Genomic DNA, 22,699 nt, shown 5'->3' on the forward strand with positions numbered 1-22,699 from the left:
TTCTCGATCTTAATGTACTTGGCCGTGTATATAAGTTACTGGCGCAGCATAAGCCATTATCATTCGTTGAGCCTGATGTTCATTGACTAAGATGCGGTTGATGAGCTTTTGAAGTTGATCTATTTCTGGCAGCTGCTGATGCTTTATTTGCTTTTCTAGAGCGGTCAATTGGTGTGCCAACATGTTTAGCCCGAGGTTCAAAGCCATCCCTTTTACTGAGTGTAAAGTATTCTTTATAGATTTAAGGTCCTGCTGAATGTAAGCCTCGATGAGTTGATCGATGGACTCTTCAAGTTCTCTCGATGTTGATTTCAAAAGCACAATCAGGTCGTGGTGGTTTTCTTTAAACGATTGAATAACCTCTGATTGGCTAATCTCTTCTTCTGTTAGGCTTAGTTTATCAATGGGCTCTCTGTGAAGTTCGATAACATTGCTTGTTATATCAGTCGTGGATTCGCTATTAGCGTGTTTAGGCAGCCGTGAAGAAAACTGCTGTAGGGCATCGAAGAAACTCTCTTGCTGCAACGGCTTTGTTAAAACGTGGTCTGCACCCGCTTTAATAAAGCTGTCGTGAGCCTCGCGAAACACATCGGCGGTGTAAGCAAATATCAGAGTGTTTAAGCCAAGCTGTTGTCTAATAAATTGTGTTGCTTCAACTCCATTCATTTCAGGCATGTGATTGTCCATTAAGATGAGGTCATATTTTGCTGTTTTCAGGTATTCCGTCGCGATTCTTCCGTTTTCTGCCAGTTCAACATGATATCCGAAGTTTTCACAAAAGCCTTTAGCAACAATGGCGTTAATGCGGTTGTCTTCTACTAGCAGCACGTTCAGCGGATTATTGAATGGTTCGTCCGTGCTGATCAGATCTGAGTTGGTTTCTGTTGCTTTGTGTACTTGCCAGGTTATAGGTAATGATACGTGGAACTTGGTTCCAAGCCCTACGGCACTGTTTAGAGTTATCTCACCTCCCATTAACTCCACGAGCTTTTTAACGATAGCTAACCCAAGCCCTGTGCCTCCAAATTTTCTTGTTGTGGATGCATCCGCTTGTTCGAACGAGTTGAATATATGCTGGTGCTTATCTTTCGGGATCCCGACGCCAGTATCCGTTATGGTCAGAAGGAGCTTGTTGTCCTGATGATTAAGGGCTAACTGGAACAATACGTGGCCTTCATTGGTAAACTTGACCGCGTTGCCCCCTAAATTAAACAATATTTGGCGCAACCTCGCGCAATCCCCAATAAGGTCTATGTTGTTAGGCACCTCGTTATCGACGATTAAACGGATACTCTTTTCGTCTGCCATCGGTTTAATTGCACTGCAGACCGGTCGAATAACTTGTTCAAAGTTAAACGGAGCAATATCCAATTCGAGTTTGTTTTCCTCCACTTTAGAGAAATCTAGGATGTCGTTGAGTATTGTCATCAGGTGTTGGCCTGAATCGAGAATGACTTCGATGTTCTCTTTGGTAGCCGGTTCTTTAGTCTGGGAAGCTATGATCTGCGATATGCCAAGCACACCATTCATAGGGGTGCGTATTTCATGGCTCATCGTTGAAAGGAATTCACTTTTCGCTTTAGCGGCGGCTTCGGCTTTTTTACGTTCAGCGATAAGATCACGGTTTGAGGCATGCATTTGATTGTTGCTTTTAACCAGAGTCGTCGCCATTTTTTGAAAACTGTGGGTGAGTTGAGCAACTTCATCGTTACCACTCATCGAGGGGCTTCGGTCAAGCATGGAAGCGACTTGCTTTAAATGACCAGCCGCCACTTGATTCGCCGCGTTAAGGAGTAGGTGAATACGTTTCTTGATGCGATTGGATGACCATGCTGCTACGAGCAGAGAAATGAACGTTGAAAATAGCGTTCCTAGAAATAGCACATAACTGGTTTGATTGGCGGAGTGATCGGATTCTTTCACTCGAATTTGAATAAGCTTTTGTTCGATTGAAATAAACTCGGCTATCTCGTTACGAATTTTATCAATAAGTTGTTTGCCCGTTTGTTTCTGAGTTAAAGCAATCACATTTTGCATCGTAGTTGTGCCATTGCCTACTAAACTACGTTGGGCGATTTCTTTTTCACCTGCTTCCTTAAGCCATTGCTTATGAAGCGCATCTATCTTTCGGAGACGGTCGACTTGTTTAGGGCTATCGCTTACTTGTTCACAAAGGGTATGAACTTTTTGGTTCCAAACATCAAGTGCAAGGTGATAAGGCTCAAGAAATACAGGGTCACCCGTAATGAGGTAGCCCCTTTGACCCGTTTCCATATCAATGGCTAGGTTTAACAGTTCTTGAGCTCGAGCAATTGCTTTGTGAGTGTGGACCACCCAATGGTTATCTTCGACCATAGATTGGGTGTTTTTATGGACAGAGAATGAAACAAGAACCATCAATGCGATTGGAATTGAAAAGCTAACTAAGAGCTTTCTCTGCAGAGAAATATCATCAAACCAACTCGCAAACATAAAGTCACGTATTCCACACTATAAAAACCTATAGTTATTGTAGATTAGATTGTTAGGTGTACAAATGCATAGTGTGTGGTTGAGCTATTTTTGAACCTAAAAAGGTAGTCAGAGCTCTAAAAATAGAGCTCTGACTACCTTGGTATACGAATGAAGGTAAGAACAGAGTGGCACAAAACGTATCAGTCTGATTTAAGAATGGCCTAACTCTGATGAAGAAGGAGCCGGCGCTTGATAGCCACGACTAAGCTCGAAATGCTGCTGCTTGAGTAAGCTTAGCGCTAGGTTTATCGGCATTGGCTTATAAAAATAGAAGCCTTGAATGTAGTCGACGCCCAGTTTAGAGAGGATTTTTGTTTGTGATTCGTATTCGACTCCTTCAACGATGACTTGCATCCCTAACGTGTGAGCAAGCTGCAACATAGACTCAAGTAAAGGCAAGCCAAAGCTGGACTCGTCAGATATGTTTTTTACGAACACACGGTCAATTTTAAGAATGCTAAACGGAAACTGTCTCACAAAATCTAAGCCCGCATAGCCTGTCCCAAAATCATCAATTGCAACTCTCACACCTAACTCAGACAGTTTGGTTAGGTTACTTCTTATCTTGACCATATCGGCGTCAGAACATTCGCCGTCTTCAGTAACCTCAAAAACCACACGTTTTAGAATGTCTGGGTGTTTCTTGTAGATGTTCATCACTTTATTCGCGAAGTTACTATTGGAAACGACATTTCGGCTTATATTGACGCTAATATATTTTGAATCAAATAACTCTTGATTATGTTTTATCGTGTTGAGTACTTCGCGCAACACAAAGTAAGTCAGGTCCTCAATCAATCCTAAGCTTTCTGCAAGTGGAATGAATATGGCAGGGGACACGTTACCCTCAACAGGGTCGCTCCACCTAAGGAGTGACTCACAGCCCACTATTTCAGTGGTATGTTGGTTAACGACTGGTTGCAGGTGTAAATGGAGGTGTTTGTTTTTTAACGCACTAGAAAGTGAGTACTCTAAGCTATGTTGGCTCTGTTTTTTATACTTGATCGAGATAAGGCTGATAGTAATGATTCCAGCCATCAGAAAGCCAAACCATGAGTAGCTCAATAAGAAGTTTAAGTAATACTGATACCCAATGTATGACGTGATAGTGAGTGGGTAAGTATTTGAGTGTATTTGCACTTTGGCAATGTGTGCCCCAGTGTCTGATGGGTAAATATCCCTTTTTATCACTTCAACTTTGGCTTGAATTCCATAATTGCTCAGGTTTTTTTCTACGAGATCATAGATGAAGTGGGGCGGTATCATCAGGCTTACCCCTACATCTTCCTTATTTGAGAAAATGAGCATGATGGATTGAACCTGAGTAATGGCTGAATTTGAATACGATAGCGTGGTTAAATTCGGACTGTCATTGAGTCGCTGCCTAATCGTTTTGTACAAGCGAAACGAAACCTCACCATCGGTGGTTGAACAGTAAAACTGGTCGTCCTTGTTAAAAGCCGCCGCTTCTTTTACCCAATCTGCATCAAAAACGTTTTGACGAAGCTGCATAACAATCGAGTCACAAGGTTGGTCTGGCGAAATTTCTGAGAGAAAAAGGTCAAACCTTGATTGTATTCCCGCAAGCCTTGTTTCAACTAATTTCGATGAGTCTTCGGTTAACGTTTGATAATGAAGCGGCGTAAAAGGAATAAGCAAAGCCATAGAAAAAAAGAACGAAATGGCAAAGTAGAATGATGTTTTAGCGAAGTGTTGATACTTAATGTCCATAATTGGAAAAGTATTGCCGATTATCGTGAGTATTCAATTTAATTTATAAATTTAACGATAATAACGCAAGCTTATTCATAAATATTGTGAATAAACGCATGAGTTATTTATTGAAATAGAGGCTTTTCTAGTCTTAGTATAAAAATCAGAGTGTTAGATGCGCCTTTAGGGTTAGATGTGATGATTTTTTGTTCAATGGTTTTTGGGGTTTCTTAGGTAGTACATTGTGCATTTTTCTATCATTAGATTTTGATATGAGGCTTTAGAAGTAATGCGAAGTAAGCGGACTTGGTTACAATGATAAGGAAATTAATGTGGATGTTATTACGAATTTAAATCGTCTATTTGATGAGCAGTAAGACAACCAATCTAATCGATTAATACCAAAAGGTAATAGACTGGAACGAAAAGGGTAAGGTGACTAACCTTGCCCTTTGTTATTGGGGTCTGTTGTTTGGATTGTTGCTTTAGCGAGTTAATTTACACTGTTTCTGTGCTTTACGGCTTTGCTTTAGTCTGAAGGCGCACTAAATCGCTTTTACGCTGCTTCGTTCAACTAACGTTGGTTCTAACTCAACAACTTGAGGAGACGCGTCAGGTGTTTTTAGTCGGTTAAGTAACGTGTCTACAGCAGCTTTACCTAAACGGTGTTTTGGCTGGTGGACCGTACTTAACGCTGGCGTCATGTATTTAGAAAGATGAATATCATCGTAGCCAATAATGGAAAGATCGTTTGGAATCGATGTGCCATCTTGCGCCGCAGCGTGAATTACACCCATCGCCATCATATCGTTACTGACGAACAAGGCTGACGGCATTCCGCCACGAGTTTTCAGTGTTTGATAAGAATCAAAGCCACCATCACATTCAAAGTTTGATTCAACAATCCATTGAGGATTGATCGTTAAATTGGCTTCTTCCATTGCTTGTTGGAAGCCTTTATAGCGAGAAGAGGCTTGATTGCGATGCAGTGGACCTGTAATACAACCGATTTGAGAGTGCCCATTATCAATCAAGTGCTTAGTTGCCATGTAACCACCTTGATGGGAGTTATCTTGAATTTTGTCACTCGCAAATAACATAGGGCCCCAGTCCATGACTACGACAGGCAACTCAGGGTAACGCTCGAAGACATCGATGTGTTGACCCTCAAGAGTTGAACACATCAGCATTAAGCCATCGACTCGCTTTTGTAGCAAAGTGTCAATGGATGACTTCATACGCTCACTGTCGCCTTCCGTGTTACACAAGATTAGGTTGTAGCCTTTTTCATAGCAACGACGTTCCACACCTTTCACTACTTCACCAAAGAATGGGTTAGTAGACGTGGTAACCAACATACCCAGGGTTTTGGTTTGCTTCATTTTCAAACTACGAGCCAGTGCAGAAGGCGCGTAGTTGAGTTCTTTAGCCGCACTGTTAACACGCTCAGCGATTTCTTCACTGACAAAACGTGACTTGTTGATCACATGACTCACGGTCGATGTAGAAACCTTTGCGAGCCGTGCGATGTCTTTCATTGTTGCCATAAAAAAATCCTTGTGGGAATAACTTGTCCACGTTGCGCAATATTCTGCCTGAAAACAGGGGCTTATGCTTGGGTATTTGTGCGGTCTAATTACAGACCAAACAATACACTAAGCCGAAACCTGCTCGGCTAGGAAAGCATCCGTTTCAGCACGGCTTGGAATAGATGTTTGGGCGCCAAAGCGAGTTACTGAAATGGCAGCCGCGGCGTGAGCAAACTTAATCGCGCGTTGTAATGGCATGTCTTCAAGTAAGCCTGTCACTAATGCACCATTAAATGTGTCGCCAGCAGCGGTAGTATCCGTTGCATCAACACGAAAACCGGCAATTAATTCGCCTTCGCTAGCTTCATTACCTTGACCGTGATGACTAACCCAAACGCCTTTCGCGCCAAGTGTGATCATCACAGTCTCAATGCCTTTCGCATGCAGAGCTAAAGCCGCCTGGTGAGCGGACTGGTTGTCAGTTACAGTCACACCTGTTAGGACTTCCGCTTCGGTCTCGTTGGGTGTTATCACATCGACACAAGCAAGCAGTGAATCCGATAATGGACGAGCAGGAGCCGGGTTAAGAATCACTTGCGTGCCGCTCTCTTTGGCCACTTTTGCAGCGAACTCAATGCCTTCAATTGGCGTTTCAAGTTGAGTCAGCAGGTACTTAGCATTGCGAATTTTCTCTAGGTGCGGCTTGATTTGGTCGCAAGTCAGCTTGTTGTTTGCTTCCGCAGAAAGACAGATGCTGTTTTCGCCTGTTGCGGATACTTGGATCATCGCGATGCCAGTCGGGGTGTTGTTTGCAACGATAACGCCGTCGATGTTGATGCCGTCCTTAGCAAAATCTTGACGAATGTTGATACCAAATGGGTCGTCACCAACACAGGCGATAAAGCCGATATCTGCGTTTAATCGCGCAGCAGCCACCGCTTGGTTTGCACCTTTGCCGCCAGGAATGACCTGATAATTACCGCCAATCAAGGTTTCACCCGGACGAGGGAACGAAGGAACTTGCAATACGTGGTCAGCGTTAACGCTACCTAAAACAATCAGTTGAGTCATGATACGAGCCTTATGATATATCGTATTTGAAAATGCATGGGTCTTTCTCATTACGTTAATTACACGCCTTTTTAGACGACTCATTGAGAAACAGCGATGCATTGTCTGGGGTGGGTAAGTAAGGCAGGGATAGGGGAATCCCTGCCTATGTGTCGCTCTATTTTTTGCTTTATTTAATCGATTTTGGATTCAATTACTTAGCAACAATTTTTAGAGGTACTGGTACGTACTCGTCTACTGTTTCGCCTTTCAGTACTTTGTCTGCCATTTCGATACCCAGAGAACCGATTAGGTCAGGCTGTTGTGCTACCGTTGCACCAAGTAGGCCACGATTAACAGCAGCAATACCGTCGTCAGTGCCATCAAAGCCAACGATCATTACGTTTTTGCCTGAAGCTTGAACTGCGCGCAGTGCGCCTAGCGCCATTTCATCGTTCTGAGCGAATACTGCTTGTACGTCTGGGTTTGCAGCAAGTAAGTTTTCCATTACGTTCAGACCTTTAGTACGGTCAAAATCAGCAGGTTGACTTGCAAGAAGCTCAAGGTCGCTGCCGTTTACTGCGTTCATGAAGCCTTCGCCACGTTCACGAGCTGCTGATGTACCAGCAATACCTTCAAGTTGTATTACTTTTGCTTTTTCGCCCACTTTTTCCATGATGTAGTGACCCGCCATTTCACCGCCGATTACGTTATCAGAAGCAATGTGGCTCACTACGTCACCACGGCTTGCACCACGGTCTAGCGTTAATACGGGGATGTCTGAGCGGTTAGCAATACGAATAGCGTTAGACACAGCGTCTGAATCCGTTGGGTTAATCAGGATTGCTTTAACACCACGAATGGTTAGATCTTCAATGTTCGAAAGCTCTTTGCTTGGGTCGTTTTGAGAATCAAGAACGATAAGCTTGTAGCCTAGCTCTTCCGCTTTCGCTTCTGCGCCATCTTTCATGGTTACGAAGAATGGGTTGTTCAATGTAGACAGAACGATTGCCATTGTATCTTGCGCCTGTGCAGATACAGATACCGTTGTAGAAAGAAGAGCAGCAGAAATAAGAGTCGCTAATTTTTTCATGGTGTAAGTCCTTTATGTAGGGTGAGCTAGGTTGGATAACCCTAGCTCGTTGTTACATTATTTATAGATTTAATGTTTATAGGTTTGTTACTGATAGATATTTTTAATATAAAACAGAGTTTTACTTGTTTTTGTTGTCGACTAATACCGCCAGAAGAATAACCACTGCTTTTGCAATCATCTGGTAGTAAGAAGATACGTCTAATAGATTTAAGGCGTTGTTTAGGAAGCCGATAATCAGTGCACCAATCAATGTGCCCATGATACGACCACGACCGCCGGCTAAGCTTGTGCCGCCAAGAACTACGGCTGCGATGGCGTCTAATTCATAACCCATACCTGCTGTTGGTTGAGCTGATGACAATCGAGATGCCACGATGATGCCAGCTACCGCTGCTAACAGACCACAGATTGCGTAAACGCCGATTTTCACTTTGTCTACGTCGATGCCTGATAGGCGAGTTGCTGATTCGTTGCCACCTAGTGCGTAAACATAGCGACCAAAGCGTGTGTGGTTAAGTAGGTACCATACCGCTGCGAACACTACGACCATGATCCATACCGGAACTGGGATGCCCATTGCGTAGCCTGTACCGAACCAAGCGAAGGCGTCTGCTGTGTCAGTGAAACCAGTAGAGATAGGACGACCGTCGGTGTAAACCATGGTTACGCCGCGAAGTAGTGTCATAGTCACAAGCGTTGCTATGAAGGCTTGAACCTTACCCTTGGCAATAATCACACCACTGATAGCACCTAATGCTGCACCTGCTACTAGAGCGGTTGGCACTGCGATCATCACTGGGATTTCCATGCCAATCATGCTGGCTGCGAATGCACCACAAAGTGCCAGTACAGAGCCGACACTCAAGTCGATACCTGCGGTTAAGATAACCAGCGTCATGCCTACAGCGATAATTGCGTTAACTGAGGTTTGGCGCAGAATGTTTAGGATGTTGTCGACAGTAAAAAAGTTTGGGTTTAAGAAAGAAACGACAACAATCAGGAAGATCAAAGCAATCAATGACTTTTGGTCAATCAGCCACTCTTTGCTGATTAACGGTTTTTTCTTTGGCGCTTCAGTTTCAGTTGTTTTGCTCATGGTTTTAGTACTCATGCTGCGTCCTCGTTGATCTTTTTACCGACCGCACACGCCAGTAATAATTCTTGGTTTGCTTCTTTAGCATCAAATTCACCGCTTACACGGCCTTCATGCATCACCATGATGCGGTCACTCATTCCTAACACTTCTGGCATTTCGGATGAGACCAAAATAATGCTCATACCGTCAGCTTTGAATTTATTAATGAGTTGGTAAATTTCTTTTTTAGCACCGACATCGACACCACGCGTTGGCTCATCGAGAATCAGTACTTTTGGTTTGGTCATCAAGCCTTTAGCGATAGCTACTTTCTGTTGGTTACCACCAGAAAGGTTGCCAATAATTTGTTCGCGAGTCGGGGTTTTGATGTTGAATAGTTTGATGAAGTCATCAACCGCCATCACTTCATCTTTATGTTGGATTTGACCGCTTTTAGTCAATTGATCCAATGAACATAAAGACATGTTTTCTTTAACAGAAAGCCCTAGAACTAAGCCATCGCCTTTACGGTCTTCAGAGATGTAAGCGATACCATTTGCTAAGCCATCTTTCGGACTTACAGGGTTAATGGTTTTGTTTTCTAGGTTGATGACACCGCGCTCACTCGGAAGGGCACCGTAAATCACTTTCATCAGTTCAGTACGACCAGCACCCATCAAGCCAGACACACCCAAAATCTCGCCACGCTTTAGAGTAAAGCTCACGTCATGAACACCAGAACCCGTCAGGCCAATCACTTCAAGGCAGGTTTCACCGTGGCTCTGCCCTATACGTGGATATTGCTCGTCCAACTTACGGCCCACCATCATTTCGATCAGGCCATCTTCGTCGGTGTCTTTTACTTCACATTGGCCAATGAACTTACCGTCACGAAGTACGGTGATGTCATCACAAATTTCGAAGATCTCTTTCAAGCGGTGAGAGATGTAAACAATGCCGCAGCCTTCAGCACGAAGTTCGTTAATCACCTTAAACAGAGACTCAGTTTCGGTATCGGTTAATGCATCAGTTGGTTCATCCATGATGATGACCTTAGACTCAAACGATAGGGCTTTTGCGATCTCTACCATTTGTTGCTCACCAAGGCTTAACTGGCCTAAAGGTGTTTTTGAGCTGTGTTTCACGTTAAGGCGTTTAAGTAGCTTGTCGGCTTCTTGGTACATCTCGTTCCACAAGATGCGCCCCATAGTCCCTGTGATTTCACGACCTAAGAAGATGTTCTCGGCGATGGTAAGCTCTGGTATTAGGTTCAACTCTTGGTGAATGATACTAATACCGGCTTGTTGTGAATCACGCGGTCCTTTAAATGCCGCCGGCTTACCTTGGTAGGCGATAGTTCCGCTGTCCAAGTGATAGATACCCGTAAGCACTTTCATAAGCGTTGATTTACCTGCACCGTTTTCACCCATTAACGCCATGACGCGTCCTGGATAAACGTTGAGGCTTGCCTTATCCAGTGCTTTCACACCAGGGAAGGCCTTCTCAATTGAGCTAAGTTCTAAAATGGCTTGAGTCATGTCGGTTCCTTTACTCGGGGCCAGTTGTGTTTGATTGTTCTGTATATGTATTGTTTTGTTGTTCAGTGATGACACTGGACTGTCGTTGCGTTTTGCTTGAGCTAAAACGTTACGCCAGCTTGGAAAATGACATTTGCGTATGGGGTGCATTCACCTGTACGGATAACCGCGCGGCTTTCATGCGTTCGCTGTTTAAATTCTTCATGAGGGATGTAAGTAATCGAAAGCGGTTTGCCGCAACGCGCTTCTTCTGTCTTGATTAAATCAATCAGTGCTGCATGGTGTTCTGGGCTTACTTTCGCAAACTCTTCTGCAATCACGACGCCTTCAATTTGAGATTCATCTAACATGGTTTTTACCGTTTGTTGAAAGCTTGGTACACCGTGAGTCAGAGCAAGATCAATGCGAGTTACCTGGTCTGGAATCGGTAAGCCCGCGTCACAAATCGTGATTTCATCTGTATGGCCAAGAGTCGCCACTAGGTAAGAGAGTTCAGAATTAATTAGAGTACTTTTTTTCATATCACGACCTATCGAAAAATAACGCTTAATGGGTTGAGAACAACTCAAGAAAAGCCATCGAAACGTTTCGATAGTGATAATAGTGTTTGATTTATCATTTGCACCCTTCGCTTTCTTAGAGTGTGATGATGATCATCGAAACGTTTCGATGGGGCGTTTTTTGGTGATCGTAATCACTTCCGTCGGCACAAAAAATTAAGACAAGGTGAGCGAAGGTTTACTCGCCTGAATGTGCTGAGCTAAGTTGTTGTGTTGAGGCTTTCGGGTGTTTTTCTGAAGCTAAGCGATCACGCTCATCAGTATTGGGTATGATGAACAGCGTATAGCCATATCGAGGGATAGTAACAATTTTGATGTTAGAAACTCTCAAGCGGATAAAGACATTTCTTAGGTAATAGACGACATTGGTTAGTGCTTGTGTAGGCATAGGTTGGTTGTCCCAGCATACGCTTACAATATCTTTTCTAGGGACCGGTTGACCGGGGTTTTCTAGCAACAGACAAAGCACTGCAAATAGGTGCGGACGTAAATGGATTTTGTTTCCTTGTTTGTTCGTGATATTTCGAGTTGCCGTATCCAGAGTTAGATCACCAAGGTGGATTTCATTATTCATTGCGTTTCTATCTGTCTCATTCTTCATTTGGGAGGTAATGGAGTGCCAACTAGAGCGAACAGATTATGCAAAATAACTCGACTCTTGAAAGTAAGCCTTCGTAAGCCCGTGCGATAAAAGTATAAAAGCCGGATGGTTTGAATAGGAATGAGAGGATAGGTTTGTCAGTTGGTCGTTTTTTTATTTACCTATTATTCATCAGCTTATTTTGTTCTAACTGATTGCGTTGTTATGGCGAGAGCGGGTGAGACGTCTGTTTTAAAGCAAATCTTAATTTTAAAGCAAATCTTAATCGGACAGTTAAGCTTCACGGATATGAGCGGTTACAGCAACGATGGCATGGTCCGTACTGAATTGGTCATGCTCGAAGCTTGGATTAATCAGGTGATGGTCTAACACTGTGTAGCTAGAGATCTCCATTAAACTTGAAGAGTTCTGACAATCGAACTCATTCGACATTAAAATATAGTCCAGTACAGACCCTGAGGCGCCGTAGTAATGGGTTGGTTTACGCAGTTCAAGCAAGTCTTCTTCATGCAGTTGATGGTAAAGATCCCAACTGTCTTTTAATCGAAAATGGGACAGCCAATGCTTGCTGTTTTCGTCTCGGTTGATTGAGTAACTCAACAGCCCTTTAAACTCATCATTAAACAAAGGCTTATTAAAATCACCCATCAACACAACGGGTTGATCGGTTTGGTAGCGCTGATTGGTAATGTATTGATGAAGCATCTGAGCTTCTAAACCACGCTGAACGCTCGATAACCAAGATCCGAGTTGTTCTTGATGAAGCTTAACTAACATGTCGCTTTTGGGCTTTTGGTTGTCTGAAATTTGAGAGACTTTAGATCTATCAGCATTATCTAGAATGTGACTTTTGGGCTCGGTTGGTCGCTGAGATTTAAAGTGCACCACATAACAGTCGGTTGAGCCCAAATGGGGTAAGGTAATTGTGGCGTGTACTGGCGTTCGGTTAAATGAAAAACTGTCACTAAGATTGAAGGCTGAAAGCAACTCTAAATCGGGTTTAACCGGCTGCACTTTTTCAATCGGGTAGCGAGAGGCGATACCCACGACAGGCGAGGTATACAGGTAATCATCTTCAACATGCGCGCTATCGACCACAGCAAAGTAAGGATAACCAAGTTCATTCATTAACTGCTCTAAAGATCGCGGGCTAAATATTTCTTGGAAGCCAATCACATCACAATCTAATGATTTAATCGCTTGAGCCATCCAGTGTTGCTTCTTCTTCCATTCCTCGAAGCTGTAAATGTTCTCAAAATCATAGTAAGCATTCGGTGGTTCGAGGTAGTTCAAAAGATTGAACGTTGCGAATGTTATTTGGTTTGGTTTGTTCAAAGTGTCATCCCATTTAGACCAGGTAATAATGATACTCCACTAACGCACTGATTGTTGGACAATTCGTGGGCTACGTATCATCTGTAGGTATGGTTTGTTCAATTGAATGTCCTATAACAATGGAACTTTATGCCGTAACAGGTAGACAAATTATAGCGTTCTTTTCTTAGACCGTGCACCCACTAGCTCCGCGTGAACCGAGTAATTTGTAAATAAACGGTAAGAGATAGAGTGCTGATGGTTTTATTAGTTATTACATGATGTTAGATTTGAACCTATACTTGTTTTAACGGCCTACATTAAAGCCGATTAATCAATGTGAATATAGAATTCATGACATTTGAAGGGAGAGTCAAATGGGAACAGTTTTTCGACACAAAGCCTCGCAGCGCACTCAGTTTTTCAGGTTTAACTTAGCCAAATGTGCAGTCATGCTGCCGCTTATTGCTTTACAACCCTCTATCACTTTCGCTTCTGATACCGATTCAACTCCCGACATCACCGTTATTGAAACCACGCAACTGGTTGGTTTTGGTGAAGCAAAATATCCTACCGATTTTACTCATTTCGATTACGTTAATCCTGATGCGCCAAAGCAGGGTAAAGTGACCTATGGCAGCATAGGTACTTACGATAGCTTCAATCGATTCGGTTCCCGCGGCGTTGCTGCGAGTTACACAGGGGAAATTTACGATACATTGATGTTTTCTCCGAGTGACGAGATTGATGCGTATTATCCGTTAATTGCTTCAAAAGTTCGCTACGCCAGTGATTTCACTTGGATGGAAATCGATATCAACCCAAATGCTAAATTCCAAGATGGCGAGCCTATCACCGCGCACGATGTTGCATTCACTTTTGATAAGTTTTCAAAAGAGGGCGTGCCTCAATATCGCGTGTATTACAAAGAGATCGAATCAGTAACGGCAGTCTCTGATTTGGTTGTTCGTATTGAGATGAGCAAGCCAAATCGTGAGAAGCTGTTTAGCTTTGCACAAAGCACTCGCGTATTACCCCAACATTTTTGGAAAGACAGAAAGTTGTCTGAGCCGCTGAGTGAGCCGCCAGTCGGCAGTGGTCCATATAAAATCATCAGCTATAAATCGGGTCAAAGTGTTACCTACGGCCTAGATGAAAATTACTGGGCTGCAGATCTGCCAGTTAACGTGGGTCGCAATAATTTCAAGCAAGTGCAATACGATTACTACCGTGATGACACCGTAATGCTGGAAGCTTTCAAAGCAGGGGAGTTCGATCTTCGAACCGAAAATTCAGCTAAGTTCTGGGCCAACTCTTACACGGGCTCAAACTTCGATAAAGGCTATATCATTAAAGAAGAGATTAACCACGAGAAGCCTGAAACGACTCAAGGTTTTGTCTTCAATATTCAGTCTCCTGTGTTTTCTGACCCTAAAGTTCGTGAAGCATTAACGTACGCGATGGACTTTGAGTGGATGAACAAGAACATGTTTTATGGCCAGTACAAACGTACTCGTAGTTACTTCCAAAATACAGATTATGAAGCGAAAGGTTTACCAAGCGAAGCTGAAGTCGAGTTGTTGTCTCAATATAAAGACCAAATTCCAGCGAGAGTGTTCACAGAAGAATTCCAACCGCCAGTCACCGACGGTAGCGGCCGTATTCGTAGCCAAATGCGTACTGCTTTCAAACTTTTGAAAGAAGCAGGTTGGGTACTGAAAGACAAAGTAATGACCAACGAAAAGACCGGCAAGCCGATGTCATTTGAGTTGTTGATTTACAGTCCAACTACGGAACGTATCGCAACGCCGGTTCAAAAGAACCTTAAGCGTATGGGTATTGAGATGAAGATCCGTACTATTGATACTACTCAGTACATCAAACGCTTGCGTGATCGTGACTTCGACATGGTTTCGTCGTCATTTTCTGCAAACCCTTATCCTAGCCCGAACTTAATGATTGTTTGGAACTCTAACTACATTGATTCTACTTACAATACTGCTGGTGTAATGGATCCGGTGGTTGACGCGTTAACAGAAGAAATTGCGCGTAACCAACAACATCCTGAAAAGCTTCTTACGCTAGGTCGTTCACTTGACCGTGTATTGCAGTGGAATTTCTACAATATCCCGCAATGGCACGTTGGTGAGTACCGCGTAGCAATGTGGGACAAGTTTGAGCGTCCAGATGTATTGCCTAAATACGATTTAGGTATCGATACATGGTGGATTTCAGAAGAGAAGGCGGCTTTGCTTCCTGAAAAACGTCGCTAGGAGTTAGTTAATGGCCGCGTATATATTTCGACGCTTATTATTGGTGATCCCCACGCTGTGGGCGATCATCACCATCAACTTTTTCATTATTCAGATCGCGCCTGGTGGTCCCGTAGAGCAAGCCGTCGCCCAATTAGAAGGGCATAACTCTGGCATCATGGAGCGTTTTTCTGGTGGTGGGCAAGAAGTTGATTTAAGCGAAAGTGACCAAGCGTCTGCGAGTGGCTATAAAGGGTCACGTGGGCTTGATCCTGAAGTGGTTGAAGAGATCAAAAAGCAATTTGGTTTTGATAAGCCGATTCACGTCCGCTACTTCGATATGTTGAAAAACTACGCGACCTTTAACTTTGGTGAAAGCCTGTTTAAGGGCGGTAACGTGATTGATTTAATCATTGAGCGTTTACCTGTCTCCATTTCCTTAGGGCTTTGGAGTACCTTAATCATCTATGTGATTTCGATACCCCTAGGCATCATGAAGGCGATACATCACGGCTCTCGTTTTGATATTTGGTCGAGTGCGGTGGTGATTGTAGGCTATGCGGTTCCGGGCTTCTTGTTTGCGATTATCCTGATTATTTTGTTCGCGAGCGGTAACTACTTCAGTTGGTTCCCATTGCGTGGGTTAGTGTCGAGTAACTTCGACCAGCTCAATTGGTATCAGCAAATTGGTGACTACTTTTGGCACTTAGCTTTGCCTATTTTTGCGATGGTCATCGGTGGCTTTGCCACACTGAGCATGTTGACCAAAAACTCCTTCCTTGATGAAATCAATAAGCAATATGTGGTGACGGCGAGAGCTAAAGGCTTGGACGAGAGCAGTATTCTCTACAAGCATGTTTTTCGTAACGCTATGTTGATCATTATTGCCGGTTTCCCAAGCGCGTTTATTAGTATTTTCTTCACAGGTTCTATGTTGATTGAAGTGATGTTTTCACTCGAAGGCATTGGTCTGCTTGGTTTTGAATCGACCATTCAACGTGACTATCCCGTGGTGTTCAGCTCTCTCTATATCATGACCTTGCTTGGCTTGGTGCTGAGCATTATCTCCGACCTGACTTATACCTGGGTTGATCCTCGAATTGATTTTGAAGCGCGTTAATGGCGAACGAATAACAAGGTATTGATAATAAATGTTTAACAACCCTTTAGCTGAAGCTCGTTGGTTACGTTTTAAAGCAAACAAGCGTGGTTTTATCTCCCTTTGGATATTTACCATCTTGTTTGGCCTGAGCCTGTTCGCTGAAATCATTGCCAACGATAAGCCACTCTTGGTTTCTTATGATAATCAGTGGTTTGTGCCTGTTATCAATGAATACGCCGAGACAGAATTTGGCGGTGAGTTTGAAACAGAGGCCGATTACAAAGACCCATATGTTATCGAGCTCATTGAAGACAGCGGTTACATCGTGTGGCCAATCATTCCGTTTAGCTACGACACGATAAACTTCGATATTTCTGGCGCAGTGCCATCGGAACCCGATTCGGTGAACTGGCTAGGAACCGATGATAAAGGGCGAGATGTGTTAGCTCGTATCATTTATGGCTTCCGTATTTCCGTTCTGTTTGGTTTCATTCTGACGATTGTATCGAGCGTGGTCGGCGTTGTTGTCGGAGCGACACAAGGTTACTACGGTGGTTGGGTGGACTTGTTCGGGCAGCGCTTCATTGAAGTCTGGTCTGGCATGCCGACTCTGTTCTTGCTGATCATTCTGTCGAGCTTTATTGAGCCGAACTTCTGGTGGCTGCTCGGAATTATGGTGCTGTTCAGTTGGATGAGTTTAGTCGGCATCGTGCGAGCGGAATTTTTACGCTGTCGAAACTTTGATTATGTGCGCGCCGCACAGGCTATGGGTGTCGACGATAAACGCATTATGCTTCGTCATATGTTACCTAACGCGATGGTTGCATCGTTAACCATGATGCCGTTTATCCTTTCTGGCTCGGTGACCACATTAACCTCATTAGATTTCTTGGGCTTTGGTCTTCCTGCGGGTTCACCTTCACTAGGTGAGCTCTTGGCACAAGGTAAAGCTAACTTACAAGCGCCTTGGCTTGGTATTTCTGCCTTTGTCGTACTTTCGTTGATGCTTACGTTACTTGTCTTCGTTGGTGAAGCAGTACGTGATGCCTTCGATCCACATCAACAGAAGTAAGGATAAGTTATGACTTCAAATACAGTTCCTACTTCAGGGGCAACAGTAGAGGCTGCTAATGCATCTCCAGTTCTGACCATCGATAAATTATCAGTCGGTTTTGGGCGAAAAGATTCGATAGAGCAAGTGACGCAAGATGTCTCTTTAGAAATATACAAAGGTGAGACACTCGCGCTGGTGGGCGAGAGTGGTTCCGGTAAATCGGTTACAGCTAACTCTGTGTTGAAGTTGCTGCCTAAAGGCTCGTCGCATTACTTGAACGGTAAGATCAATTTCTCTGGCACCGATATTCTGAGTTGTTCTGAAAGACAATTGCGTGGGATTCGTGGTGGCCGCATTGGTATGATCTTTCAAGAACCTATGGTTTCGCTTAATCCGCTTCATAGAGTCGGTAAACAGCTGGTTGAAACTCTCTCTATTCACCGAGGAATGCGAACTAACAAAGCGCAAGCCTTGGCTATAGAGTGGCTTTCAAAGGTGGGTATTCGTTACCCCGAGCAAAAAATTTCAGCGTACCCACATGAGTTATCTGGTGGCGAACGTCAGCGTGTGATGATTGCGATGGCGCTGATTAATGAACCAGAGTTGCTTATCGCTGATGAGCCAACAACGGCATTAGATGTGTCGGTGCAAGCGCAAATTCTAGACCTTTTAAAAGACCTGCAACAAGAGCTTGGTATGGCGATGCTTTTTATCACCCATGACTTAAGTATTGTTCGTCAAATTGCCGACAGAGTCGCGGTAATGAAAGATGGTCGCTTAGTCGAAAGCAACGACTGTCATACTCTGTTTAATGCGCCAGCTCATCCTTACACCCAAAAGCTTATTAACTCTGATCCGAAAGGCTTGCCCGTTCCAGTTTCTCCGGAAAGTGAACCTCTGCTCGATGTTAATCAACTTCGTGTTTGGTTCCCGATTACGGGCGGTTTATTCAAGCGTACGATTTCACATGTTAAAGCTGTCACCGACATGGAATTCACCTTGAAAAAGGGGCACTCAATAGGCCTAGTAGGAGAGAGTGGCTCTGGCAAATCAACAACCGGTATGGCGATCCTCAAATTGGTTGAAAGTGAAGGCTCGATTACCTACGCTGACGAACAAATTCAAGGCTTAAACCGCCAGCAGATGCTACCGTTTCGAAGTCGTATGCAAGTCGTCTTTCAAGACCCGTTTTCTGCATTGAATCCTAGAATGTCGGTTGCGCAAGTGATTGGTGAAGGTCTATTGGTTCATCAACAACTTGATGACACTGAACTCGACCAACGTATCTGTGACGTAATGAAAGAGGTCGACTTAGACCCAGAAACTCGCCACCGTTACCCGAATGAGTTTTCTGGCGGGCAGAGGCAACGTATCGCCATTGCACGAGCTCTGATCCTTAAGCCAGAGTTTATCTTGCTAGATGAACCAACATCGTCATTAGACAGAACGGTACAAGCGCAAGTGTTAGATCTACTCAAGTCACTTCAAGAAAAGTACGGTCTGACCTATTTGTTTATCAGTCATGATTTGAATGTCGTGAAATCCTTGTGTCATTACACCATTGTAATGAAAGCTGGCGAGGTGATTGAGAAGGGTGACACTGAGACTTTGTTTGGTAATCCGCAACATGAATATACCAAGCAGCTTGTCAGCCTCTCCAATGTGGGTGGTGTGTAGCCAAGTCGGGCGTAACGAGAACAAATGGGCGCTGGATGAATTCAACATGGTCATTTTGTTGTTTTAAGATTACACTGCGCCCAATATTTCAGAAGTACATATTTAGGTAGAGGTCACCATGGACCAAGAACATTACGAAGACGCTGACTACGAAGGCCAAGAGCTGGGCGAAGAAGGCGAAGAGATTGAAATTGAAGCAATTGGTATCGATGTTTCATCACAGCCAATCGAGCTCTACAAAGTGTTTAAAATAGCTAACCTAGTGAGTGGTGGCGGTGAAGCTAAACACATCATATCTGAAGGCTACGTAGCAGTAAATGGTGAGCTTGAAACTCGAAAACGCCGCAAAATGTACGATGGCGATTTCTTTGAATTCAATCAAGAATACTATGTAGTGGTGTGTGACCAGCCAGTACAGGAAGAATCAGACAAGCCGAAAAAGAAAGATGCGCCTAAAAAAGACAGCAAGGCGAAGAAAGGTCAGTCTAAAAAATCTCAGGCTAAAAAAGATCAGCCAAGCAAAGACTCAAAAAAGAAAGAGTCTAAGAAAAGCATGTCTGAAATGCTAAGTGCAAAGGCAGAACCTAAGAAAGAGAAAAAAGAAAAGAAGAAAGATAACAAAGCGAAAAAGAAAGCGGATACGCCTAAGCCACAACGTGACGACAAAAGCGGCCGTAACTCGATTGAATTCTTCTAAACTATAGCTCTAAACTATAGCTCTAAACTACAGATCTAAAACTATTCTTTTGAAATTCGAGCAACGTTAAACTTCGGTTTTGCGTTAAGCAGATAGTAAAAGGCTCACTATTCAGTGAGCCTTTTTTGTATTTGTTTGCTAGCACAGCTAACGGCAAATAACGCTTCTTCTCAGTGACGAGTGCGAGAAGATGTCAATTCTGATGCACGAAGCTGAGCGACAGCTTTCGCCAGCTCCAGTTGAGCTTGTGCAAAGTTGATGTCGACATTGCCTTTGTTGATGTTCTCTAGGGCTGCGTATTTCGCTTCTTCCGCGCGAGCACGGTCAATGTCTTTACCATGCAAGGCCGTATCGGCTAACACGGTTACCACATCTGGTTGCACTTCGACCATACCACCAGAGATGTACAGCACTTGCTCCTCGGCTTTAAGGTCGGTAACGAACACAGACACGCCCGGTTTTATCTTACTCAGAAGAGGGGAGTGGCCTGGGCGAATCCCCAGTTCACCGTCCGCTCCAGAAATAGCTAGGGCATGTGCCGGCCCTGAAAACAGTGTACCTTCCGCACTTACGATATTAAGTTGAAATGTATTGCCTGTAACTCCAATAGCCATGATGCACCTACCTTTTTAGAGTGATTTTGCTTTGTTAAGCACTTCGTCGATAGAACCACAGTACAAGAATGCTTGTTCTGGAATATCGTCGTATTCGCCGCCTAGCAGGCCTTTAAAGCCTCTCAGTGTTTCACTTAGCGGTACAAATACACCTTTCTGACCAGTAAATACTTCTGCTACGTGGTAAGGCTGAGTTAAGAAACGTTCAATCTTACGAGCGCGAGATACGATCTGCTTATCTTCCGTTGAAAGTTCATCCATACCAAGAATCGCGATGATGTCTTTAAGCTCTTTATAACGTTGCAGCGTGGTTTGAACCGTTTGTGCAATGTCGTAGTGTTCTTGACCAACCACGAGAGGATCCAGTTGACGAGAGGTCGAATCCAACGGGTCAATCGCAGGGTATAGACCCAATGCAGCGATGTTACGAGACAGTACAACGGTCGCATCCAAGTGAGCAAAGGTTGTTGCTGGCGATGGATCGGTCAAGTCATCCGCAGGTACGTATACCGCTTGAATAGACGTGATCGAACCTTGTCTGGTTGATGTGATACGTTCTTGAAGCACACCCATCTCTTCAGCCAGCGTTGGTTGGTAACCTACTGCTGATGGCATACGACCTAGCAGTGCTGATACTTCTGTGCCCGCAAGCGTGTAACGGTAGATGTTATCAATGAACAAGAGTACGTCACGACCTTCATCACGGAAGCGCTCAGCCATAGTCAGGCCTGTCAGTGCAACACGTAGACGGTTTCCCGGTGGCTCGTTCATCTGGCCGTAAACCATGGCAACTTTGTCTAATACGCCAGCTTCTTTCATCTCGTAGTAGAAGTCGTTACCTTCACGAGTACGTTCACCAACACCGGTAAATACAGAGAGACCTGAGTGGGCTTTAGCGATGTTGTTGATAAGCTCCATCATGTTGACGGTTTTACCTACGCCAGCGCCACCGAACAGACCAATTTTACCGCCCTTCGCGAACGGACAAATAAGGTCGATAACCTTAACGCCTGTTTCTAGAAGCTCAGTGCTGTTAGCTTGCTCTTCATAAGAGGGCGCTTCACGGTGAATTTCGTAGCTTTCTTTCTGGCCGATTTCACCACATTCATCAATAGGCTGACCAAGCACGTTCATGATACGGCCTAAGGTTTCTTCGCCCACAGGAACCGTGATCGGAGAGCCTGTGTTTTCAACAGTGAGGCCGCGGCGCAAGCCATCTGACGTACCCATTGCAATACAACGAACGATACTGCCACCCAGCTGTTGTTGAACTTCTAATACGAGCGAGCTTGCTTCTTCGCTCGTCACTTTCAATGCATCATAAACGCGTGGGCTGTTGCCGCCGCTGAACTCGACGTCTACCACCGCGCCGATAACTTTAACTATTTTTCCAACACTCATCTCTAAATCCTCAAATTCTATTCTGACCCGCTTTTCCTGCCTTTAGACAGCTTGAGCACCTGAGACTATTTCACTCAGTTCTTGGGTAATGGCAGCCTGTCGCGCTTTGTTGTAAACCAACTGCAAATCATCGATGAGTTGGCCTGCGTTATCGGTCGCCGCTTTCATGGCTACCATTCGGGCTGCTTGTTCACAGGCAATGCTCTCTACGATGCCTTGATAAACTTGCGATTCAATGTATCGATTTAACAGCTCAGAGAGGATGTCTCTTGGTGCTTGCTCATAGATATAGTCCCAACGACGCGCTTTTTTCTTACCGCCATCGGCCTCTGAATCTGAGGGGTGGGGTAGCAACTGTAAGGTCGTTGGTTCTTGAACCATGGTGTTGATGAACTGGTTATAAACGAGATACAAACTGTCGATTTTTTCGTCGTCGTAATGCCCTAGCATCGCGTTAACCGTACCTAAGATGTCTTCTAATTTAGGTGCGTCACCAAGACCTGACGTTTGCGCGATAACATTGCCGCTGCGTTGGAAAAATGAGATAGCTTTTGAACCAATTAAGGTGGTCTCTACCTCAACACCTTTGGTACGCCACTGTTCCATTTCTTCTAGCACTTTCTTGAACAAGTTCGAGTTCAAGCCACCACATAAGCCCCGATCGGACGAAATAATGATGTAAGCAACACGTTTTGGTTTACGCTGTTGAAGATAGGGGTGCTGGTATTCCAGCGACCCTGATGCGACATGAGAGATAACTTTGCGCATGTTCTCGGCATATGGACGTGTTAGCGTCATATTGTCTTGAACTTTACGCATCTTACTTGCCGCAACCATCTCCATTGCACTGGTGATTTTCTGAGTGTTACTAACACTGCCTATCTTGGTGCGAATTTCTTTAGTATTTGCCAT

Annotated in this window: 18 protein-coding genes; 5 read left to right on the forward strand and 13 right to left on the reverse strand. The window is 44.2% G+C overall.

Going from position 1 to position 22,699, the window contains the following annotated elements; translation table 11 throughout:
- Positions 1–9 precede the first annotated feature (9 nt).
- From ACFI6G_RS14360 to ACFI6G_RS14405, 10 genes are all read right to left on the reverse strand, one after another.
- A complete protein-coding gene (locus tag ACFI6G_RS14360) occupies positions 10–2,472 on the reverse strand; it encodes a CHASE3 domain-containing protein (protein ID WP_046208927.1) in 2,463 nt (820 codons plus the stop codon).
- Between the two features lie 192 nt (positions 2,473–2,664).
- Complete coding sequence (locus tag ACFI6G_RS14365; protein ID WP_016766761.1) at positions 2,665–4,245, reverse strand: EAL domain-containing protein; 1,581 nt, start codon at positions 4,243–4,245, stop codon at positions 2,665–2,667.
- A 527-nt stretch (positions 4,246–4,772) separates the two neighbouring features.
- Positions 4,773–5,774: a substrate-binding domain-containing protein gene (locus ACFI6G_RS14370; protein WP_046208928.1), complete on the reverse strand. Its 1,002-nt coding sequence runs from the start codon at positions 5,772–5,774 to the stop codon at positions 4,773–4,775.
- A 108-nt stretch (positions 5,775–5,882) separates the two neighbouring features.
- Positions 5,883–6,827 carry a ribokinase gene (rbsK, locus tag ACFI6G_RS14375; protein ID WP_010429073.1) on the reverse strand — a complete coding sequence of 315 codons (945 nt, stop codon included), beginning with the start codon at positions 6,825–6,827 and terminating at the stop codon, positions 5,883–5,885.
- A 193-nt stretch (positions 6,828–7,020) separates the two neighbouring features.
- Complete coding sequence (rbsB, locus tag ACFI6G_RS14380; protein ID WP_010429076.1) at positions 7,021–7,899, reverse strand: ribose ABC transporter substrate-binding protein RbsB; 879 nt, start codon at positions 7,897–7,899, stop codon at positions 7,021–7,023.
- A 121-nt stretch (positions 7,900–8,020) separates the two neighbouring features.
- Positions 8,021–9,013: a ribose ABC transporter permease gene (gene rbsC / locus ACFI6G_RS14385; RefSeq protein WP_009844905.1), complete on the reverse strand. Its 993-nt coding sequence runs from the start codon at positions 9,011–9,013 to the stop codon at positions 8,021–8,023.
- Positions 9,010–10,515, reverse strand: a complete 1,506-nt coding sequence (gene rbsA, locus ACFI6G_RS14390; RefSeq protein WP_016766766.1) for a ribose ABC transporter ATP-binding protein RbsA — start codon at positions 10,513–10,515, stop codon at positions 9,010–9,012. Before rbsA ends, rbsC begins: the two co-directional genes overlap by 4 nt.
- Before the next feature lie 101 nt (positions 10,516–10,616).
- Entirely contained in the window at positions 10,617–11,036 is a 420-nt protein-coding gene (rbsD, locus tag ACFI6G_RS14395; protein WP_010429095.1) for a D-ribose pyranase, read from the reverse strand.
- Between the two features lie 217 nt (positions 11,037–11,253).
- Positions 11,254–11,649: a winged helix-turn-helix domain-containing protein gene (locus ACFI6G_RS14400; RefSeq protein ID WP_016766767.1), complete on the reverse strand. Its 396-nt coding sequence runs from the start codon at positions 11,647–11,649 to the stop codon at positions 11,254–11,256.
- A 300-nt stretch (positions 11,650–11,949) separates the two neighbouring features.
- Positions 11,950–13,011 carry an endonuclease/exonuclease/phosphatase family protein gene (locus tag ACFI6G_RS14405; protein WP_102286063.1) on the reverse strand — a complete coding sequence of 354 codons (1,062 nt, stop codon included), beginning with the start codon at positions 13,009–13,011 and terminating at the stop codon, positions 11,950–11,952.
- A 356-nt stretch (positions 13,012–13,367) separates the two neighbouring features.
- On the opposite strand from ACFI6G_RS14405, the gene ACFI6G_RS14410 reads away from it, so the two are divergent.
- The 5 genes from ACFI6G_RS14410 (at position 13,368) to ACFI6G_RS14430 (ending at position 19,772) form a co-directional block, all read left to right on the forward strand.
- Positions 13,368–15,263: an extracellular solute-binding protein gene (locus ACFI6G_RS14410; RefSeq protein WP_016789879.1), complete on the forward strand. Its 1,896-nt coding sequence runs from the start codon at positions 13,368–13,370 to the stop codon at positions 15,261–15,263.
- Between the two features lie 10 nt (positions 15,264–15,273).
- Complete coding sequence (locus ACFI6G_RS14415) at positions 15,274–16,362, forward strand: microcin C ABC transporter permease YejB (protein WP_004730359.1); 1,089 nt, start codon at positions 15,274–15,276, stop codon at positions 16,360–16,362.
- Positions 16,363–16,393: 31 nt separating this feature from the next.
- Positions 16,394–17,416 carry an ABC transporter permease gene (locus ACFI6G_RS14420; RefSeq protein WP_004730360.1) on the forward strand — a complete coding sequence of 341 codons (1,023 nt, stop codon included), beginning with the start codon at positions 16,394–16,396 and terminating at the stop codon, positions 17,414–17,416.
- 9 nt (positions 17,417–17,425) lie between these two features.
- Positions 17,426–19,075: a microcin C ABC transporter ATP-binding protein YejF gene (gene yejF / locus ACFI6G_RS14425; RefSeq protein ID WP_462710331.1), complete on the forward strand. Its 1,650-nt coding sequence runs from the start codon at positions 17,426–17,428 to the stop codon at positions 19,073–19,075.
- A gap of 118 nt (positions 19,076–19,193) precedes the next feature.
- Positions 19,194–19,772, forward strand: a complete 579-nt coding sequence (locus ACFI6G_RS14430) for an RNA-binding S4 domain-containing protein (RefSeq protein ID WP_010429130.1) — start codon at positions 19,194–19,196, stop codon at positions 19,770–19,772.
- 170 nt (positions 19,773–19,942) lie between these two features.
- Here ACFI6G_RS14430 and ACFI6G_RS14435 read toward each other — a convergent pair whose 3' ends face one another.
- Genes ACFI6G_RS14435 through atpG form a run of 3 tightly spaced genes read right to left on the reverse strand, consistent with a single transcriptional unit; the run spans position 19,943 to position 22,699 of the window.
- The gene (locus ACFI6G_RS14435) at positions 19,943–20,386 is read right to left on the reverse strand and encodes a F0F1 ATP synthase subunit epsilon (RefSeq protein WP_010429133.1); all 444 of its coding nucleotides are present in this window, start codon (positions 20,384–20,386) and stop codon (positions 19,943–19,945) included.
- A gap of 15 nt (positions 20,387–20,401) precedes the next feature.
- A complete protein-coding gene (atpD, locus tag ACFI6G_RS14440) occupies positions 20,402–21,787 on the reverse strand; it encodes a F0F1 ATP synthase subunit beta (protein ID WP_016766771.1) in 1,386 nt (461 codons plus the stop codon).
- 42 nt (positions 21,788–21,829) lie between these two features.
- Positions 21,830–22,699: a F0F1 ATP synthase subunit gamma gene (gene atpG, locus ACFI6G_RS14445; RefSeq protein ID WP_462710332.1), complete on the reverse strand. Its 870-nt coding sequence runs from the start codon at positions 22,697–22,699 to the stop codon at positions 21,830–21,832.

The sequence above is a fragment of the Vibrio sp. PSi01 genome, assembly GCF_054960695.1.

Excerpts from the sequence above, each read along its gene's own strand:
- ACFI6G_RS14360 (WP_046208927.1), bottom strand. The coding sequence starts at position 2,472 with ATGTTTGCGAGTTGGTTTGATGATATTTCTCTGCAGAGAAAGCTCTTA.
- ACFI6G_RS14365 (WP_016766761.1), bottom strand. The coding sequence starts at position 4,245 with ATGGACATTAAGTATCAACACTTCGCTAAAACATCATTCTACTTTGCC.
- ACFI6G_RS14370 (WP_046208928.1), bottom strand. The coding sequence starts at position 5,774 with ATGGCAACAATGAAAGACATCGCACGGCTCGCAAAGGTTTCTACATCG.
- rbsK (WP_010429073.1), bottom strand. The coding sequence starts at position 6,827 with ATGACTCAACTGATTGTTTTAGGTAGCGTTAACGCTGACCACGTATTG.
- rbsB (WP_010429076.1), bottom strand. The coding sequence starts at position 7,899 with ATGAAAAAATTAGCGACTCTTATTTCTGCTGCTCTTCTTTCTACAACG.
- rbsC (WP_009844905.1), bottom strand. The coding sequence starts at position 9,013 with ATGAGTACTAAAACCATGAGCAAAACAACTGAAACTGAAGCGCCAAAG.
- rbsA (WP_016766766.1), bottom strand. The coding sequence starts at position 10,515 with ATGACTCAAGCCATTTTAGAACTTAGCTCAATTGAGAAGGCCTTCCCT.
- rbsD (WP_010429095.1), bottom strand. The coding sequence starts at position 11,036 with ATGAAAAAAAGTACTCTAATTAATTCTGAACTCTCTTACCTAGTGGCG.
- ACFI6G_RS14400 (WP_016766767.1), bottom strand. The coding sequence starts at position 11,649 with ATGAATAATGAAATCCACCTTGGTGATCTAACTCTGGATACGGCAACT.
- ACFI6G_RS14410 (WP_016789879.1), top strand. The coding sequence starts at position 13,368 with ATGGGAACAGTTTTTCGACACAAAGCCTCGCAGCGCACTCAGTTTTTC.
- ACFI6G_RS14415 (WP_004730359.1), top strand. The coding sequence starts at position 15,274 with ATGGCCGCGTATATATTTCGACGCTTATTATTGGTGATCCCCACGCTG.
- ACFI6G_RS14420 (WP_004730360.1), top strand. The coding sequence starts at position 16,394 with ATGTTTAACAACCCTTTAGCTGAAGCTCGTTGGTTACGTTTTAAAGCA.
- yejF (WP_462710331.1), top strand. The coding sequence starts at position 17,426 with ATGACTTCAAATACAGTTCCTACTTCAGGGGCAACAGTAGAGGCTGCT.
- ACFI6G_RS14430 (WP_010429130.1), top strand. The coding sequence starts at position 19,194 with ATGGACCAAGAACATTACGAAGACGCTGACTACGAAGGCCAAGAGCTG.
- ACFI6G_RS14435 (WP_010429133.1), bottom strand. The coding sequence starts at position 20,386 with ATGGCTATTGGAGTTACAGGCAATACATTTCAACTTAATATCGTAAGT.
- atpD (WP_016766771.1), bottom strand. The coding sequence starts at position 21,787 with ATGAGTGTTGGAAAAATAGTTAAAGTTATCGGCGCGGTGGTAGACGTC.
- atpG (WP_462710332.1), bottom strand. The coding sequence starts at position 22,699 with ATGGCAAATACTAAAGAAATTCGCACCAAGATAGGCAGTGTTAGTAAC.